Genomic DNA, 18,929 nt, shown 5'->3' on the forward strand with positions numbered 1-18,929 from the left:
TTGTTTTTTCCTCCTCTGTGTCCTCTGCGTCTCTGTGGTTCGTTAAAAAAACCGCAGAGGCGCAGAGAGCGCAGAGAGAAGAGATGGAGTGATTAGCCGCCTACTTTTGGATTGGCAATTAAAGTGACTCGTCCTTGTGAACCGTAGGCAACTTCGCCGATATAAAGGTTGGGGTCGTGAAGTTCAGCGATAATGTGGTTTACTGACTGTTGGGCGTCAATTTTGGGGCTGAGGTCGATCGCCCGTGTAAAGACTTTTGGCCATTCCCATCTTAGGCTTTTGGTTAGTCCGAATAAACCAGCGGCGATCGCTCCGAAGTTGACTTTGTAATCTAAACCGAAGGCACCATCAAGATGAGCGACTGTGCAGAAACAAATACGTCCATGTTGTGCGGCTTCGGTGAGGGAGGGTTTGAGGTGTTTCGCCATCAAGAATACGTGCTTGACGATCGTCTTTTCCTGTTCGATGTAAGGAATTGTCCCGGTGTTACTTGCGACAAAAATAGGATGTAGATGGATGAAAGCCCCAACCTTACCGCAGTGAGTAGCGATCGCTTGTAGTTGTTGTTGCAGATGTTCTTCGCTCAAGTTTGCCAAGGTGACGCGGGTGACTCCTGCGGGTAAGGGCGATTGTTGGGGAATCAAGGATTGCGGGAAACTGATAACTACTACTTTCGAGCCTTCGGCGATTAAGGATTCAGTTAATTTGGAAGTAGTGAGGGAACCATCATCGGTGATTAAAGTGATGTGTCCCTCTGGTAACGTGAAATCCAAATAATCTGGCTTTGGTAAGGTTCTGAGTTTGGCGGGATACCGGGCGATACTAGACTCTAATTCCGGTGGCTGCTGGACAAACTCAGACTCATACTTTTTTTTTTCACCTCCAGCTAGCTGCTGTAGGTAATCAACTATTTGACCGATGGTGCGGAGTTCTCCCAAATCCTCTATATTCGGTTTGGGTAAATTGGGGTACATTTCTTGCATCGCCCCTAAGATTTCTACCCGTTTGATGGAGTCAATCCCTAAGTCGGCTTCCATGTCCATTTCTAGTTCCAGCATTTCCACCGGGTAGCCGGTTTTATCGCTGGTGATGGCTAGTAGGGTTTGGGCTAAGTCGGGAAATTCATTAGTCGCGGCTGCGGGTTCTGCTTCTGGTTGTGGGGTGAATGCAACAACTACGCTAACTTCCGGTGTAACTTCTGCTGGAGTTTCTACTACTTGTTGTACTTCCGGTGCTGGAGTTTCTACTACTTGTTGTACTTCGTGAATTACAACTTCTACAGAAACACTTTTAGAAGCAAAGGATTGCAGATATTCTACAACTTGGCCGATGGTGCGTTTTTCTGCCAGTTCTTCTAAGTTGGGCTTGGGTAAGTTGGGATACATTTCCTGTAGCGCACCCAAGATTTCTACCCGTTTGATGGAATCAATCCCTAAGTCTGCTTCCATGTCCATATCCATTTCCAGCATTTCGACTGGGTAGCCAGTTTTGTCGCTGGTGATGGCTAGGAGGTTTTTATCCAAGTCAACAATATCAATGGTTGCATTGGGGACTGGGGACTGGGGAGTGGGAATTACTGGGGTTTCGACTACAGGCTGTACTATTTGGGGGAGTACTGGAGTTTCAACTACAGGCTGTACTATTTGGGGTAGTACTGGAGTTTCAACTACAGGCTGCACTAGTTGAGGGAGTACAGGGGTTTCGACTACAGGCTCTACTACCTTGGGAGTGGGGAGGGGTGTTTGGGTATGTGTTGAGCCGTTGCCATTTTTCGCTACTGGCTCAGTTACAGGTGAAGGTAAAGCTTCTACTATCTTGGTAGTAGGGGGTACTGGTGCCTCTTCAGTGACGTTTGTTTGTGCGGTGAAGGGGATGAAATTATGTCCTGCACCGTTGCTGAGTTTCTCTGTGAGCTGAGTTGCTCCATCTTCTGAGATGATTTGAGAATACTCTTGCTGTATGAGTTGGAAAAAGTTTTTTGTATATTCCAGTTGCTCTTTAAGATATTGCTCGTGAATGCGTAGGGTTTCACCTTGTTGGGAGTGAAACTGCATCATGCTGCGCTCCAAGCTTTCCATGACAACTTGTTTCAGCTTGGTGGTTTCGGCTGTAGATTTACTTTCACTCAACAGCGCATTTTGTTGCTGCATCAGTTGGAAGAACGCTTTGGCGTATTCCATTTGATGGTTGAGGTAAGCTCCGTGAGCTTGTAAATTCTCAGATTGATTTTGCTGGAACTGTGTCAGGAGGTATTCTAAACTTTCTAAAAGTTGTTGGTAATTTGTAAGTTTTTCGGGTGTTGGTTGCATCTTAGATTCCTGGGCTGGTTGACTTAAGAGGGTCACAGGACTCATTTGCTGCTCTGGTTGGGTAGCGATATGAGAAGTCACACCGTTCATTGATGGGGTAGTAATAGGGGGTGTTTTTTTATGTCCGTTAGTCTCTGTTACTGGCAGAGTTCGAGCCACATCTAGGCTGGTAAATACAGGAGCCGGTGTTTCAAAGGGGATGGGCTGATTTGGTTTCGCTGAATTTTCAGATGAAACCGCAGGTAATGTTACTTTGTGACCGTTTTGCAAGGCTTGGGCGAAGGCGTTTTTGGTTTTTTCGGATCTGTAGTTGATGCCGTTTAGACGTACATTTATAGCCTTCTTCTGTTCGATTGCAGGTATAGTTTGGGGAACTTGGTAGGGGTCGAGGTTGCTCAAAGCCATACCAATTACTCGCAACTGTACAACTGCTTCCCGCAAGGAACGATCGCTATTTTTCTGAGTACTGGGGTTCAAAGATACGGTAAGATGCGGGCGATCGCCAAGAATTTCTTTTACCAAGTTGGTCAAAATTCTCCGCGGCCCGAATTCCACGAAGCAAGTACCGCCTGCTGCATAGATGCTTTCAATTTCCTGCTTAAACAGCACAGAATTGGAAAGGTGCGTTTCGAGGATTTTTTGAATAGCTTGCGGTTCTTTGGGATACTGTTTGCCAGTAACGTTGCTGTAAACCGGAATTTTGGGATTCTCGAATTTGACGGACTTAGTAGCGATCGCAAAGGATTTCTGAGCAAAGGCAATCAACGGTGTGTGGAATGCTGCCGATACGGGCAACAATACAGCCGTATATCCTTTGTCTTGTAAAGCCTGACGCACTTTAGCGATTTCTGCGGTGGGGCCAGCTAAGACATATTGATTTGGCGAATTTTGATTGGCGATCGCAACTTGCGGAAAATGTTTCAGCACTGCTTCAACTTTGCTGATGTCTTCTTTGACAGCCAGCATACTACCTGCATCGTGGTCTGGATCTTCCGGTGCCGCCATTGCTTGACCCCTAGCTTTCACCAAGAATAGGTAATCTTCAGTAGTCAAAACTCCCGCAGCCCATAATGCTGTGATTTCTCCGAAGCTGTGTCCCGCAACAAAATCGGATCTAAATCCAGCTTGTTGCAGTATGGTGTACATCCCTGCACTCAACACCCCGATGGCTGGTTGAGCGTATTCTGTGCGTTGTAAGGCGGCAATTTGGGTATTTTTCTCTGCCTCTTCAAACACGGGATGGGGAAAAACGATTTCCGATAGCGGCTGCAAGTTATCTTTGAGCAACAAGCTATCCATATAGCCATGTAAACGCTGCATGACTGGGAAATTCATCGCTAATTCCCGTCCCATTTCCAAGTATTGGGAACCTTGGCCGGAAAATAAGGCGACAACTTTTCCACCCAATTCCATACCAGAGGAACGGTAATAAATCCCTTGGGGATGTTCCCAAGATGTTGCTGACCCTTTGTTTTTCAGCCAGTCAATGCTAACTTGCAGTAGCTTGCAAGTTTCTTCGAGATTCTGTGCCACAAATCCAAATCTGGCAGCAGCAAGGGGAATCTCTAGAGTTTTGCACTCATTGACTAATTTTGCATAATGTGTTTTGGCTTCTGGCGATCGCAATTTCGCTAAAAGGTCTTCAGATTTAGCCAACAATTGGGACGGGTTAGCAGCAAACACCAGCACTTCATTAGCGCCACTGTGTAGGCGGTAGCCGTGATTTTGGTCGGCTTGATATTCTTCTAGAACAACGTGATAGTTGGTGCCGCCAAAACCGAAGGAACTGACACCTGCGCGTCTTGGTGCTTCGCCTTCAGCACGAATCCAAGGTCTAGTTTCGGTATTCAAATAAAAGGCGGAATTTTTAATATTAAGTTTGGGGTTCGGCTCGGTAATATTAATTGTTGGCGGTAATACTTTGTGATGTAGCGCCAAAGCCGTTTTAATCAAACTCGCCGCACCCGCAGCCGCTTTGGTGTGTCCGATTTGGGATTTCACGCTACCCAAAGCGATATGCTGCTTTTTCGAGTCGTGCAGAGCAAAGAAATCCTGTAAAGAACCGAATTCTGTCGGATCTCCAGCCATTGTGCCGGTGCCGTGTGCTTCCATCAAACCAACGGTAGCGGGAGAAAATCCTGCATCTTCATAAGCGCGTTCTAAAGCTTTGACTTGGCCTTCCTTGCGGGGAGCATAAATACTCTTGTAGCGTCCATCGCTGGAAGTACCAATGCCTTTAATAACTGCATAGATTTTATCGCCGTCGCGTTCTGCATCTTCCAGACGTTTGAGGACAATCATGCAGATACCTTCACCCAGCATCATCCCATCAGATTTAGCATCGAAAGGTTTGACATTATCGCTAGGAGAAACGGCTGGCGTTTTGCTGAAGGAGATGTAAGCCATGATGGTGTTGTCGGTGTCAACGCCACCAGTCAGCATCATGTCAGAACGATATTCGACTAGTTCGCTAATTGCCATTTTTAAAGCGCCAAAGGAACTAGCACAAGCGGCGTCAACGACACAGTTGAGTCCGCCAAAGTTGAGACGGTTGGCAATTCTCCCGGCGACGACGTTAGCCAACATTCCAGGGAAGGCGTTTTCGTCCCATTTCACATAAGCACTTTTGATTTTCTCAACGATTTTTTGTGTATCTTCGTCAGATAAACCGCTACTTTTTAGGGCTTTTTCCCAAATCGGATATTCCAACCTAGCAGAAAGTGGCATTCCTAACTGCTTGGCCATAGCTACGCCTAAAATTACCCCAACCATCTCGCGGTTGAATTCGCGTTGTTCGCCATAGCCAGCATCTTCCATTGCTTCTTTTGCAACCACTAAACTTAATAGTTGCGATACATCTGTAACCTCTAAAATGCTTGGTGGAATGCCGAATTCCATCGGGTTAAAATCTACCTCTGGAATAAAGCCGCCTCTTTTACAATAAGTTTTATCTTCAGGGGTTCTCGGATTTGGATCGTAATAATCTTCGACGCTCCAGTGGGTGGATGGAACATCAGTAATACAATCAATTTTATTTACTATATTTTGCCAATATTCCCGTAAATTTCTGGCTTGAGGTAATAGAGAAGCCATGCCAACAATGGCGATAGGATTGTGTTGTAATTGTCTGTTAAGTTTGTTGATTGACACTGGTTTTCCTGAACTCATCTTTTTTTCCTCTATAGACCTAATCACAGCCTTTTCGCAATTATTAATCAGGCTCTCTAACTCTGCTAAGGCAGTATCAATTGAATGAGCAGACATAGGGCATAGTGAGTACTGTGGATTTCGTAGATACAGTAATTTCTGTTGCCTACTAATGAATGAAAATCTCTTGTCTTGTCAGCAATTAGCAATATTAATCTGCACTAATTGCTTTTCTCCCAATCAACACCACACGACATACTGCCCTAATAAAGCCTTAGGTTTACAGGCAATTTTGGCTCACAGCATCGTGTAAAAATGTTATGCAAGGCTTGATTCTTGAAAGTGTGGCGATCGCTCAACTAATTTGGTATTTTAAACTTGCGATAGTTAGCTCCCGCCGAGTCCGCGAGTGTCTTTTAGATTCGCAATTTAAAATTTTTGCCACCCGCAATAAGTCGGTCAAAATCCAAAATCCATATTGAAAATTTCATAGCGCCGATAGCCAGCGCACCGACTTGTCGCAAAATCCAAAATCCCATTATTGATGGTTAATATTTTGAACAATCGTATCCTGCTGAACAGTAGAAATTGAAGAGCAGCTAAGAGAACAGAAACGTTTTTTTTGACCGCAATAGTTTGATTATCAAGCCTAACCGCAGCAACGTAGCTGGTATTAATGACAACGTTCTGTTTCTTGATAAATGTCATAGCCAGTTTCAACGTCCAGGATAATACATTTTATGGGATTCAACCCAGAAAAGTTGACAAGTTCGTTACAAAAAACATCACCTTTAATCGGAATTTATGCAATGTGAAAAAGTAATTAAACGTTCATAAGGTGATGGACAAGCAATTAGATTTAGTTATTTCTACCTTCAAAACCTTAATTAAATAACTAATTTACCTCACAGCTTTTTAGCGTTGAATTAATAAAAACAATAACACGCTTTATATAAACTAAATGATTACTTTAAACTTTTTTTATAAACAATTAGATTATTGTTGATATCTATTTTGCGTATAGTTTAGCATTCTAGTATAATTTTCAACTCAAAAAATATATCAATAACAGAATTATCTTAGATGTAGGGTGCGTTGCGCCGCGCGACAACACACCTTGAATTCTTGATGGTGCGTTAGTCTACGGCATAACACACCCTACATTTAAGGGCTGATTTAGGCTTCAAAAATAACAGTATCAATTTCTTGCTGATTAAGTAAGAATTGCATGGACACATCAAGAAAGAGAAGAACTATAAGTATTTTTCTCAAGAAAACAGCATAATTCAAGTAATGTTTTTGATGATTTTTTAATATAAATATAAACAAAAAGCAAAATGGTTATCTATAAAGCAATTGTTAATTTTGAATATGTTGCATACTAAACATAATCAAATAGACCTTGCCGTTGCTTAAAAAGATGAGAATGTCTAACCTTACACAACATTACCAACAAAAATTTGTTAATATTTTTATGGGCTAGCGGCTATTTAATAATGCTGAAAAGCTTGGCTAAAAAAGCTTTTGTAGTGGTTAACCGCGATAATCGCATCTGAATGTGAAAAATATTTTGATGAGGAAATCAGGATTTATGCCAAGTCAAACGGTTGACAAATTAAAATTTTGTAGTCATACTCAAAAACAAGGTTATTCAATTTTTTGAGTTGATTTTTCGGCGCTTCATTATTCTTGATAGTTAAGTTTTCTGGCTAGCGCTATTGTATTTTACGCTACTGGATGCGAGGACAAGTAACGATATAACTAAAGAAGCTTTCAAGTAACACTACCATAAGAATTCAGAACTCAGAATTCAGAATTCAGAATGAACTCTTAGCCACAGTTTCCGTCATTGATGCAGTTCACCGCAAGCATCAGAAGTTCGAGACTCAAAAAAGTTAAAGAATCAGGAAAACATTTGATTTATCAATATACCAACCATACTAAACTCCTTCTAAATTTTGAATTCTGACTCCTGAGTTCTGAATTCTGACTCCTGAGTTCTGAATTCTGAATTCTGAATTCTTATCCCTTATCGATTAAATATAGCCATTTCAGCTATCCCCTAGTAAGAATTGGAATGAAAATATGGCAGTAAATAAAGAAAGCCGATTATTTAGAAAACCTGTTGTGCGATCGCGAGTAATTTTAGCAGCTTCTATCGCCTTAGCAACGGGATTAGTCACTTTATATAGTTTCGCAACATTTTGGCCGAAAACCAAAGTTGAAACACAACCAGCGAATCCTGTAAAACCCACCACCCCGACAAAAGTTGCTGTCACAGCCTTAGGACGTTTGCAGCCAGACGGTGACGTTATTTCTTTGAATGCTCCCAATGCTAATAATGGCGTGCGAGTCGAAAAACTGTTAGTCAAAGAAGGAGAGGCAGTTAGGGCTGGGCAAGTATTGGCATATCTAGAAACTTATGGTCGTGCAAAAACAGCCCTGCAACAGGCTAAAGACCAACTGCAAGTTAGCAAAGCTAAACTAGCGCAGGTGAAATCTGGGGCGAAAACCGGAGACATCGACGCTCAAAAAGCAGCGATCGCTCGTTTAGAGTCACAATATAAAGGAGACATTGCTACCCAAGACGCGACAATTGCCCGCGTCCAGGCTCAGGTAGATAACGCTCAAGCTGAAAACGATCGCTATCAGCAATTATATAAACAAGGTGCGATCGCAGCTTCCGTAGCAGACAGCAAAGCATTGCAACTCAAAACTACACAACAGCAACTCACAGAAGCCCAAGCCAGCAAAACACGTACTGAAGGCACATACCAAGAACAACTCAAGCAAGCACAAGCGCAACTCAAGAGTATTAGCGAAGTGCGTAGCGTAGATGTTCAAGTCGCACAAACTGAAGTCAACAGCGCAACAACTTCTGTTCAACAAGCAAAAGCAGACTTGGATTTAAGTTACATAAAATCTCCCATTAATGGCAAAATATTGAAAATTCACGCCAAAACCGGAGAAGTAATCAGCACCACCACAGGATTTGCTGAGATAGGTAAAACATCGCAAATGAATGCGATCGCAGAGGTGTATCAAACCGACGTTCAAAAAGTGCGTGTCGGACAAAAAGCCAACATCACCAGCACTGCATTTCCTGGAACATTAAAAGGAACCGTCAAAGAGATTGGTTGGCAAGTTGACAAACAAAGCATCTTCAGCCTCAACCCAGGTTCAGACACAGACCGCAGAATAGTTGAGGTAAAAATCTCCATCGATAATCCCGCTGACAGCGAAAGAGTTGCGCGGTTAACCAACTTACAAGTAGATGTTGCCATACAGATTTAGTTTAGGGCATTGGGCATTGGGCATGGGGCATTGGGAATTGGCATTTATTCATTAATGAAAAATGTCCAATAACTAATGACTAATGACTAATGACTAATGACTAATAACTAATGACTAATAACTAATAACTAATTTATGAATTTTAAAATTCCTTTAGCATGGCTACAGCTAGCCCAGCAAAAAGTCCGTTTAGCAGTAGCTGTAGCCGGGATTGCTTTTATTGTGCTGCTGATGTTTGTGCAACTTGGTTTTCAAGATGCACTTTATTCTAGCGCAACCGCAGTGCATCAAAATCTCAAAGGAGATTTATTTTTAGTAAGTTCGCAATATAAATCTTTGACCTCAAATCAAAGCTTTTCGCGGACTCGTTTGTATCAAGCTTTAGGGTTTAACGGCGTACAGTCAGTTAGCCCAATGTATTTGCAATTTGCCAAACTGAAAAATCCGGTAACTGGCGAAAAATATTCAATATATGTTATCGGTTTTGACCCAGGCAACCCAGTGATGAACATCGCAGAAATTGAGCAAAATATAGATAAGCTCAAAATTCCCGATGTCATGCTTTTTGACAGAATGTCTCGCACAGAATTTGGTCCAATAGCGAAAAAATTTGATGCTGGAGATACAGGGCAGACAATTGAAATATTTCCCTTTAATTCATTAATTGGCTATAAAGTTAGGATTGGTGGCTTATTCAGTTTAGGGCCTTCCTTTGGGGTAGATGGCAACTTAGTTGTCAGTGACTCAACTTTCTTAAGGATAAATCCTAATACTCGTCCGGCAGATATGATAGATGTCGGTTTGATAACCCTTAAACCTGGTACTGATGCACAAACAGTGCTAAAAGATTTGCAGGCAAGCTTGCCAAATGATGTGCAGGTTTTTACACGCCAAGGCTTTATTGATTTTGAGAAAAAATATTGGTCTGTTAGAACACCTATTGGTTTCATACTCAACCTGATGTTAACAATGGCTTCTGTGGTTGGAGTAGTAATTGTGTATCAAATTCTTTACAGCAATATTGCTACACAGTTTGTTGCTTATGCCACATTAAAAGCCATAGGTTATGCCAATAGATATCTGTTGAATGTGGTATTTCAACAAGCTTTAATTCTGGCAATTTTAGGTTATATTCCAGGCTTCCTTACTTCTGTATTGTTATACGATTTTGCAATGGAAGCAACTAAGTTGCCAATAATTATGACCGCTAACAATGCAGTATTGGTCTTAACATCAACAGTTTTAATATGCATAACTTCCGGAGGACTCGCCATCAATAAACTCCGTTCCGCAGATCCAGGAGATATTTTCTAAACATCACTTCCTCTCTCTGCGTCTTTGCGTGAGACAGAATCAAAAATGGAATCCCAAATTCCAAATCTCAAATCCAAAATTGGTATATCTTTTACTCTATGAACTTCAAAAACAAAACTCTCCTGATTACCGGAATTAATGAATTTGTCGGCTTGCGTGCAGCCGAATTAGCCATAGCTCAAGGAATAAAAGTCCGTGGATTACAAAGTTCTAAAGAACAGAACAAAACAGCAGAAAATTTAGGCATTGAACTAATTACTGGTAGTATCACAGATCCTACCATTGCCCAAAAAGCTTGTCAGGGAATAAACATCGTTTTACATACAGAGCAAATTACTAAAGAAGCTGGCTCAATTAATGATTTTCGTGATGTCAACGTTAAGGGTGCTGTTAATATTGCCAAGGCTGCAAAGCAAGCAGGCGTTAACACTTTTGTCCATCTCTCTAGTGTAATGGTTTATGGTTTCAACTATTGTGATGGTATTACAGAAACCGGATTACTTTCTGGGGAAAATAATCCCTATTGTCAAACAAAAATAGAAGCAGAAACAGCACTATTAGAATTAAATAATTCCCCAGATTTTGGCGTTATTATCATTCGTGCAGGTGATATTTACGGCCCTGGAAGTATTCCTTGGATAGTCAAACCAATTCTGATGATGCGCCAAAAATTATTCGCCTATGCCAACGATGGTAAAGGAGTCATCAATCATGTATATGTAGATAATCTGATTGATGCCATCTTTCTGGCGATAGAAAAACAGACTTACGGAGAAATATTTAATATCACCGACGGACAACAAACTTCTTGGAAAGAGTATTTCATGCGCTTAGCAGCAATGGAAGGTTTACCAGCACCTCTTTCATTACCAAAAGATGAAATGAAATTGTTTCTCAAGCTACGCGCTCAAGGACAAAAATTGTTTCGGAAAAAAGCCGATATTTTACCGGAATCTGTAGATTTTATGACTCGTCCTTATGCGTGTTCCATTGCTAAAGCCCAAAGTTTGTTAAATTATAAACCAACAATTGACCTAGAAGAAGGTATGCAGCGTACACATGAATGGCTGCAAAAAACAGAGATTGAAAATTTAGTGAAATAGGAGACGCTATGAATCGCGTCTGTACAAGAGGCGCGATTGATTCTTTATTTTATTAAAAGTCTTGGTATCAAATTATTCTGACTTCTGAAGTCTAACTTATGACGTTGCATTTGGCTAACAATTAGCTGTAGTTACGCCTAAAATAATCAACAGATTGTCTGAATACTTGTGTGATAAGGCAATCCTAAATCATTCGTAAAAAATCTGTTGCCTATTGCCTATTGCCTACCTTCACAACTAATTCACAACTCATTTAGGAACGCTATATGAGTAGCAATCAGCCACGATTGAGTGTTGGATTACCTGTATACAATGGGGAAAAATTTCTTCAACAAGCCTTAGATTCACTCTTGGCTCAAACCTTTGAAGATTTTGAACTAATTATTTCAGATAATGCATCGACAGATAAAACTGAAGAAATTTGTAGAGCATACGCCAACAAAGACAAACGGATTCGTTACTACCGCAATCAGCATAACATTGGTTGCGCTCGTAACTTCAATCGTGTCTTTGAATTATCTTCGGGTGAGTATTTTAAATGGGCAGCCTATGACGATCTACACGCTCCCGATTTTATCAGTAAATGTGTTGAAGTACTCGATCGCGACCCTAGCATTATTTTGTGCCACACCCAAGTATACTTTATTGACGAACAAGGAAAGTTTCTTCAAAACTACGATATCAAACTCAAGACAGATGCTCTAAAGCCACACCAACGCTTTCACGAATTACTGGCTAAACATCTATGTTATCAGTGCTATGGCGTAATTCGTGCTAGCGCTCTGAAAAAAATACCGCCTATGGGTGGTTATGGTAATGCAGATGGAATTTTGTTGTCAAGGCTTGGTCTTCTGGGGAAATTTTATGAAATTCCAGAATACTTGTTCTTTGCTAGAAGCCATCCGCAACAATCCATGAGTATGTTTTTTCCCAATTATTTGTTGGTAGCAAACAACAACCATGCATCTTCATTCAGAAGATTACCTGATTTTTATGGGTATACAGTGTGGTTTGATTCAGCAAAAAAAGGAAAAATCCTATTACCACATTGGAGAATCTTATGGGAGTATTTGCTATCCATCTGGTGTAGCCCCATAAGTTTGTATGAGCGGTTCTGTTGCCATATAAGCCTGCAACATAAGTTGAAAGGCACAGAATATTTGTTACTGAAAGATTTGCTCAAAGTGTTACATAGACTTGCATTAAACTGGCGAAAAACTTCATTTTCATAACAAAATATTACACTTTGAATGAATTGTTAACAGTAAAATCAAAAAGTAAAAAGAGAAGAAGGAAAAACGTTTTTTAATATTTCATCTCTTTTTAGTTTTAAGTTGTGAATGTTGACTTAGTGATTTTTTCCATAGTTTTCCAAAGTAACCAATTTTCACTACAAAATTATGCTGAAACTATCTCAATTACCTTACTTTTTGCTTGCTACTTTAATGGGCATTAGCTTTGCAAAAACAGTGAATGCTGAATCAACAGCAAAACTGAGTATTGTAGTCAATGGAGTCCGTCACCAAAAAGGTGAGATTTGCTTCCGAGTTTTTGGAGGCGAAAAAGGATTTCCCATGAATAGTACTAGTGAAGTTAAAAGTGGCTGCGCTAAGATTACAGGCACTTCTGTAACAAAAGAATTCTCTGGTTTAAAACCTGGGACTTATGCTGTTGCTGTAGTTGACGATCAAAATGGCGATCGCAAACTCAATAAAGACTTTTTTGGTATTCCTACAGAAGGTTTTGGCCTATCCAAAAATCCAACTGTGTCAATACAAACAGGCACACCAAAGTTTCGTGATGCCAGTTTTGTAGTCAACAAAAATACCACAGTCAACATTGTTATGAAATACTCTTTGGATTCATAAAAGGGACTGGGGAAGATGGGGAGATAAGGAGATGGGGAGATGCGGAGAGAATTATACCCCATCGCCCCACCACCCCACCACCCCATCTCCCCACACTTCCAATGCCCCATGCCCCATGCCCTATTCTCGGAGAATTTAATGGAAGATTTGGCAATATTTCTGTCTAAGTCTTTGATGGGTTGGCTAGTTATTCAGGTATGTTTAACGCTAATCTTTGTTTGGTATCTACGCTCATCTCGCAAGACTTTATTACCAGATGAAGAGTTGCCTAAAACAGCAGTAATTCTTTGCCTACGGGGAGCAGATCCGTTTTTACATAATTGCTTGCGATCGCTCCTAAATCAAAACTATCCAAATTATGATTTAAAGTTAGTTATTGATAGCCAGGAAGATCCAGCTTGGAAAATTGCCAGCGAAACTATCATAGAACAAGAAGCGACTAATGTTCAAATTAGTCCTTTGAGAATAGTACGCAATAATTGTAGTCTCAAATGTAGTTCTTTAGTGCAGGCCGTTCGTGAGTTAGACGATTCCTATAAAGTAGTTGCTTTAGTAGATGCTGATACTATAGTTCATCGCAATTGGTTGCGAGAATTAGTCAGTCCTCTAGGAGATGCTAATGTTGGCGCCACAACCGGTAACCGTTGGTATGTGCCAACAGGCAGGTATTGGGGATCTTTAGTGCGATATATAGGCAATGTATCGACGGTTGTGCAAATGTTTCTCTTCCAAATTCCTTGGGGCGGAACTTTAGCTATGAAAACAGAAGTGCTTCACCAAACAGAACTTTTAGATAAGTGGGCACAAGCTTTAAGCGAAGATTTCATGATTCACGATGTCCTAAAAATACATGGACTAAAGGTTAAGTTTGTACCTACTTTACTAACAGTTAATCGGGAAGAAATTGATTTATTCAGCTTACTAGACTCTCTCAAGCGCTTGATACTTTGTTCTCGACTTTATCACCCGCGTTGGTTGGCTATAGTTAGTGAAGCTATTTCTAGTATTCTGTTTCCGACTACAGTAATAATGTTAATTTTAGACTCATTATTAGAGGCAAAATGGGAAGCTGCATCTCTATTATTTGTCTGCTACAGCGTCTATATTGTAGGATTACTTTTGCTGATGCTCGTTTTGGAGTTAGGCATACAGCAAGTGGTTCGCTTAAATGACCAGCCAATAACTAAATTATCAGCCCCTACCATTGTTAAAATGTTGATTGGCATTCCGTTAACACAATGGGTTTATGGGTTAGCAATGCTATCGTCTTTGTGGGCTTCAACAGTCACCTGGCGCAGCCTCAGCTATCGGGTTCGAGGAGCTTGGAATATTCGCTTAGTAGAATATCGCCCCTATCAATGGTTAGATCAGCCTGTTAATAGTAAGATTTCTCTTTGAATAGAATTCAGAATTCAGGAGTCAGAATTCAGGAGTCAGAATTAGAATAGGCTTTCTGGGTAGCTTTGAGATATATATAGCATAGTTCGCTTTTCTTTAAATCTGCTGTCAATATCAACTAGGGCTATGAAAATTATCAGACTAAACATTCCCTAGTGCTGAATTTATATTATCTTATTTTTTAGTAGATTATATTAACGATAACCCTTGTTACACATTGTTGCATTACAAGCAAGGGTTGAAAAATATATTAAGGGGAATTTTGACTAAGTTTTTCAGGTTTTGATAATTTCTGATTAAGAATCGGAAATATCTTTTCCACAATCTCAAACTGAGACTGTTTATCAATGCGTAAATCCTAAAGTGAAATGTATTAGCGGGAATTACTGAGCCAAAATCAGGATGTTAATAGTAAGAAAAAAGCCCTCAAATTTTAGATTTTGAGTAATCAAAAAATCAGGCTTACTATAACTTATTGATTTTTTAAATTTTTAAGTTTGAGGAGAAAAATATTCTGAATTCTGAATTCTGAATTCTGATTTCTGATTTCTTACTTTTCATGAAACATTGCTGCGTAAGTCCTAAGTCCAAAACCAGCATTTTCGTGAAATAATTCCTTTTTGATATGACTAAGCAAAAACTCCGCATTGCCCTATTTACAGGCTTGTACGCTCCTTTCTTAACTGGAGTATCTGTAGCAGTACATCAACGAGTTCGTTGGTTATTGGAACAGGGACATGAGGTTTTTCTAATTCATCCACAAATTAACGATCGCTACCCGAAAAATGTTGGCGATCGCCCCATGCCAGGATTAAGTGAAATCCAATCTTTTCCTAACTTAACTACTTACGCATTTCCCACAAAACCATTAATCTTCTACAAGTCTCTTCCCCAACCATTGCACTACCGACATTGGAGTGATACCAAGCTGTTAGAGAAGTTTAAGCCAGACATTATAGTGGTTGAAGAAGCACCACAAATGAGAGGTTTATACTCATTTTTCTTGCAAGGTTACGGTCGCCCTGTGGGGACACAATACGCAAGACGAACAGGTACGCCAATAATATCGCTTTTCCATACAGATATTGTTGAGTACATCAAATATTACTTTGGAAAGAAATTCTTCAGTTTAGTTCGTCCCATCATTCCCATTTTGGTGAAACAGTTTAGCAACTCGTATGACTTGAATTTCTTTCCTTCCCAAGAACAACTCAAGAAATACAAAGCTTTCAAATGCCAACGTGCTGAATATCTTTCTTATCAAGGTATAGATTGCGAAAAATTCCACCCACGAAATATTTGTTACGACCCAATTCCCAACGATAAACGACCAACTTTATTGTTTGTCGGACGGATTACGGCCGAAAAGAATGTCAACCAACTCATTGATATATATCCCCTCATTGCTGCCAAAATCCCTGATGTCCATCTGGTAATTGTTGGTAGCGGCCCGCAGGATCGAGAAATTCGCGAACGTGCCCAAAAGTTTGCATCGGGTATTACTATCTGGGGTGAATCCCACGGTACGGAACTTTTAGGTTGGTTTGCTAGAGCCGATATTTTTGTTAACCCCTCTATCACCGAAAACTTCTGCACCACAAACAACGAAGCTCTAGCCTCTGGAACCCCTCTGATTGCTGTTGTTGCACCTTCAACCTCAGAACAGGTATCTCCAGGCCATAACGGCTTCCTAGCCCAACCTAACAACTCAATAGACTTTGCCCAAAAGGTAATTGCGATTCTAGGAAATCCTGAGTTGAAGGCAGAAATGACTACAAACGCTCGCCCCTCGATAATCGATTTCGATTGGTCAACATGTATGGAAAAATTTGAAGACAAACTCTATCAAATTGTTGAAGGATCGAAGAAAGTGGAGGTAAGTACAGGCGCTATAAAACTATAGCGATCGCAAACATATCTTAAGGCGATCGCTAGTAATAGATACTAGCGATCGCAAATTCTTGTGTGCGAAGGCAGTACTTTAAGTAAATATCCTGACATTGCTTGATAACTATTAAAATTCAGGTAAAATTTTTATGAATTTACAGTGAAGTTACTGTAATAGCTTTTAATAGTATGCTGATAGCTGTATTATTCTCATAATATTTGCTTGATAAAGTAATACCTATGATTTATTTACGCAAGTTATCGATATCTATAGCAGGAGCAGCTTTAATTGCTTTTAGTACAGGGCAAATAGCCCAAGCAGAACTATTTGCTGAATCAGAGTCGGCAGTTGTGAATCTTGATACTCAAGAAATATTATTTACTATAAATTTTAATAGGGTTCCAGACTTTTTTTCAGTTGATGAATTTGGTAGGCAAGCCGACTCTTTTCAATACTTTATCAACACAGATGGTAAATTTCCTGTTTTTAGTGAAACATCGCCTTTCTATGCCAGCCTTGAGACCATTATTCGAGGAGAAGAAATCAACGTTGGAGGTGATGTTCGGATACGTAATGTCTTCCCAATTGGATCGGAGGAACCAAATTCAGGAGGCTGGGGTAATATTCGGGGTTCAGTACCATACACCCTTGATGGTACTGTCCTCAAATTCTCAGCCCCTGTGCAACTTGTTGGTGATTCAGATGGTTTGTTTAGCTATGCCTTAGAGTTGTACGAGTTTGGTTCTTGGAATGGGATCGCAAACGAAAATAAGTCAACTTTTACCAGTGTTCCCGAACCTAATTTTGTATTGGGTGCATTCTGTTGTGGAGTCCTAAGTGTAGGCTTACGGCTAAAGCGTAAACATAAATCAGCCCAAACCTTGATAACTGATTAATCAGCTAAATTAGATACTTAGTAAATTAGTTCATTTGCAGCTTAATTACTGTTGACAAAACTAATTTTGCTTTAAACTGGGATGAATGATTGCCGTTCTTGTTTCAGCAAAGCAATTTCTGATAACAATGAGAGTTGCCGCTGTAAATTTTTCAGTAAAGCTAAAGTTAGTTCATAGGTTGTAGTGTCTCCCTGTTGGGCAAAGTATTCCAGCGCCTTTCGTAAATCTGCAATTGCCGCTGGTTCGCGGCCAAGCTGATGGTAAGCTATACCCCGATTTAGATAAGCTTGGGCGTTGGTTGGGTTAAGTTTGAGCGATTCCGTAAAATCCCTAACAGCGCAAGAGCGATCGCCACTTCTGGTACAAGCACAACCCCGATTATAATAAGCTCTGTAATCATTGGGATTGATAGCAATTGCCTTTGAGAAGTCGAGCATAGCTGCTTTTAAATCCAATAACTCAAAACGAGCAATTCCTCTATCGTTATAGATATCCGCTTTCAGTACGCCAGATGTTTGGGGAATATTAGTTAGTGCCAGTTCGTAATCTGATATTGCTTGTAGTCGATCGCCCAACATAGCACGAGCTACCCCTCGATTGTAATAAGCTTTAAAATCATTAGGTTTGAGTGCGATCGCTCCATCGTAATCTGCGATCGCTGCTTGATAATTCCCTTGTCTGTAGTATGCTAGTCCTCGGTGTAGATGTGCTTCTACATTGTTGGGTGTAAGATTCAGAGCTTGATTGCAATCGGCGATCGCATTTTGATAATCTTTTAGTTTTAGATAAACAAGACAGCGATGGTTATAAGCCGGAGCAAAATCATTTTTGAGCTTAATTGCCTCGGTAAAATTTTCAATAGCTTCTGCGTAACTGCCATGCTGCATTTTTTCAATTCCTAACTTGAAAAAATCTCCGGCTGTAATTTCAGTAATGGTAGTGGGTAACGAGTACCCAGGTGAAGCGATAAAAAAACAGACGAGTGCGAAGGCAATACCAAAATTGAGCATGAATCGGTAAAAGCGACTCATAATGATATCTCGCATTGCTAACAGAACTAAACTAGTAGGTAATATCAAGTTCGTGTGAATACTTGTAATTAGGTTTAATGTACGCAGAGTTTCCAATTATAAGTAATTCAGCGAATTTGTAACTGATGTATTAAAACCTTCAGATCCTCGTACATTTTGCCTAAAAACGAGGATTTTCATCAATTACCGAGTTGAGCAAGGGCTTTAAGCTCCTTATCAATTCTAATTTTCTTTCTCTTAGCTAGTCACGTCAAAAGACAGTCTGTCAAACTGCGGTCTTTTTAAGGCTAAGGGAGATCTAAAAATCCATCAAATCGCGAGCGAGTTCCCTGCGATATATTCAATCCCGTAAAAACACCGATCCGATCGCCTCCATTCGCACGGTGGACAGCCCAGAACTGCGATCGCTAAAGCTTTTGATAACACGCTACATATCATAATTTTTATTTATAGTATAGAAATTATAAGATTTATTTATAGCATTTAGTGTAATTTTTGTCCCGAAATAGTATTTACTATAATTTAATGCCTGCGAGAAAAATCTATGTATTGATAAGTCACTTCGGCAAAGTAAATTCCTGAGATTTAAAGTTAACAAGATTAGCTTGCTCAAGATACTTTAAAATTACTTATCAATCGTATTTAAATATCGCAATTAAGTTTTTTCTATTTCATATATGT

Annotated in this window: 11 protein-coding genes; 9 read left to right on the forward strand and 2 right to left on the reverse strand. The window is 40.2% G+C overall.

The window, feature by feature from the left end; genetic code table 11:
• Positions 1–92: 92 nt before the first annotated feature.
• The gene (locus tag NSTC745_RS06190; RefSeq protein ID WP_445636366.1) at positions 93–5,573 is read right to left on the reverse strand and encodes a beta-ketoacyl synthase N-terminal-like domain-containing protein; all 5,481 of its coding nucleotides are present in this window, start codon (positions 5,571–5,573) and stop codon (positions 93–95) included.
• 203 nt (positions 5,574–5,776) lie between these two features.
• Here NSTC745_RS06190 and NSTC745_RS06195 point away from each other — a divergent pair, with 203 nt between their 5' ends.
• From NSTC745_RS06195 to NSTC745_RS06235, 9 genes are all read left to right on the forward strand, one after another.
• Entirely contained in the window at positions 5,777–5,938 is a 162-nt protein-coding gene (locus NSTC745_RS06195) for a hypothetical protein (protein WP_445636367.1), read from the forward strand.
• A gap of 1,603 nt (positions 5,939–7,541) precedes the next feature.
• The gene (locus NSTC745_RS06200; protein ID WP_445636368.1) at positions 7,542–8,750 is read left to right on the forward strand and encodes an ABC exporter membrane fusion protein; all 1,209 of its coding nucleotides are present in this window, start codon (positions 7,542–7,544) and stop codon (positions 8,748–8,750) included.
• Between the two features lie 135 nt (positions 8,751–8,885).
• A complete protein-coding gene (devC, locus tag NSTC745_RS06205) occupies positions 8,886–10,064 on the forward strand; it encodes an ABC transporter permease DevC (RefSeq protein ID WP_445636369.1) in 1,179 nt (392 codons plus the stop codon).
• 98 nt (positions 10,065–10,162) lie between these two features.
• Positions 10,163–11,167 carry an NAD-dependent epimerase/dehydratase family protein gene (locus NSTC745_RS06210; RefSeq protein ID WP_445636370.1) on the forward strand — a complete coding sequence of 335 codons (1,005 nt, stop codon included), beginning with the start codon at positions 10,163–10,165 and terminating at the stop codon, positions 11,165–11,167.
• A 266-nt stretch (positions 11,168–11,433) separates the two neighbouring features.
• Positions 11,434–12,399, forward strand: coding sequence for a glycosyltransferase family 2 protein (locus tag NSTC745_RS06215; protein ID WP_445636371.1), 966 nt, complete (start codon positions 11,434–11,436; stop codon positions 12,397–12,399).
• 168 nt (positions 12,400–12,567) lie between these two features.
• Positions 12,568–13,035, forward strand: a complete 468-nt coding sequence (locus NSTC745_RS06220) for a DUF2141 domain-containing protein (RefSeq protein ID WP_445636372.1) — start codon at positions 12,568–12,570, stop codon at positions 13,033–13,035.
• Positions 13,036–13,173: 138 nt separating this feature from the next.
• Positions 13,174–14,433 (forward strand): glycosyltransferase, encoded by a 1,260-nt coding sequence (locus tag NSTC745_RS06225; RefSeq protein ID WP_445638542.1) that lies wholly within the window; start codon positions 13,174–13,176, stop codon positions 14,431–14,433.
• A 625-nt stretch (positions 14,434–15,058) separates the two neighbouring features.
• The gene (locus tag NSTC745_RS06230) at positions 15,059–16,336 is read left to right on the forward strand and encodes a glycosyltransferase (protein ID WP_445636373.1); all 1,278 of its coding nucleotides are present in this window, start codon (positions 15,059–15,061) and stop codon (positions 16,334–16,336) included.
• A gap of 224 nt (positions 16,337–16,560) precedes the next feature.
• Positions 16,561–17,217 (forward strand): hypothetical protein, encoded by a 657-nt coding sequence (locus NSTC745_RS06235; protein ID WP_445636374.1) that lies wholly within the window; start codon positions 16,561–16,563, stop codon positions 17,215–17,217.
• A 71-nt stretch (positions 17,218–17,288) separates the two neighbouring features.
• On the opposite strand, the gene NSTC745_RS06240 is transcribed toward NSTC745_RS06235, so the two are convergent.
• Positions 17,289–18,248 carry a tetratricopeptide repeat protein gene (locus NSTC745_RS06240; RefSeq protein ID WP_445636375.1) on the reverse strand — a complete coding sequence of 320 codons (960 nt, stop codon included), beginning with the start codon at positions 18,246–18,248 and terminating at the stop codon, positions 17,289–17,291.
• Between the last annotated feature and the right edge of the window lie 681 nt (positions 18,249–18,929).

The organism is Nostoc sp. DSM 114161 (assembly GCF_052692665.1).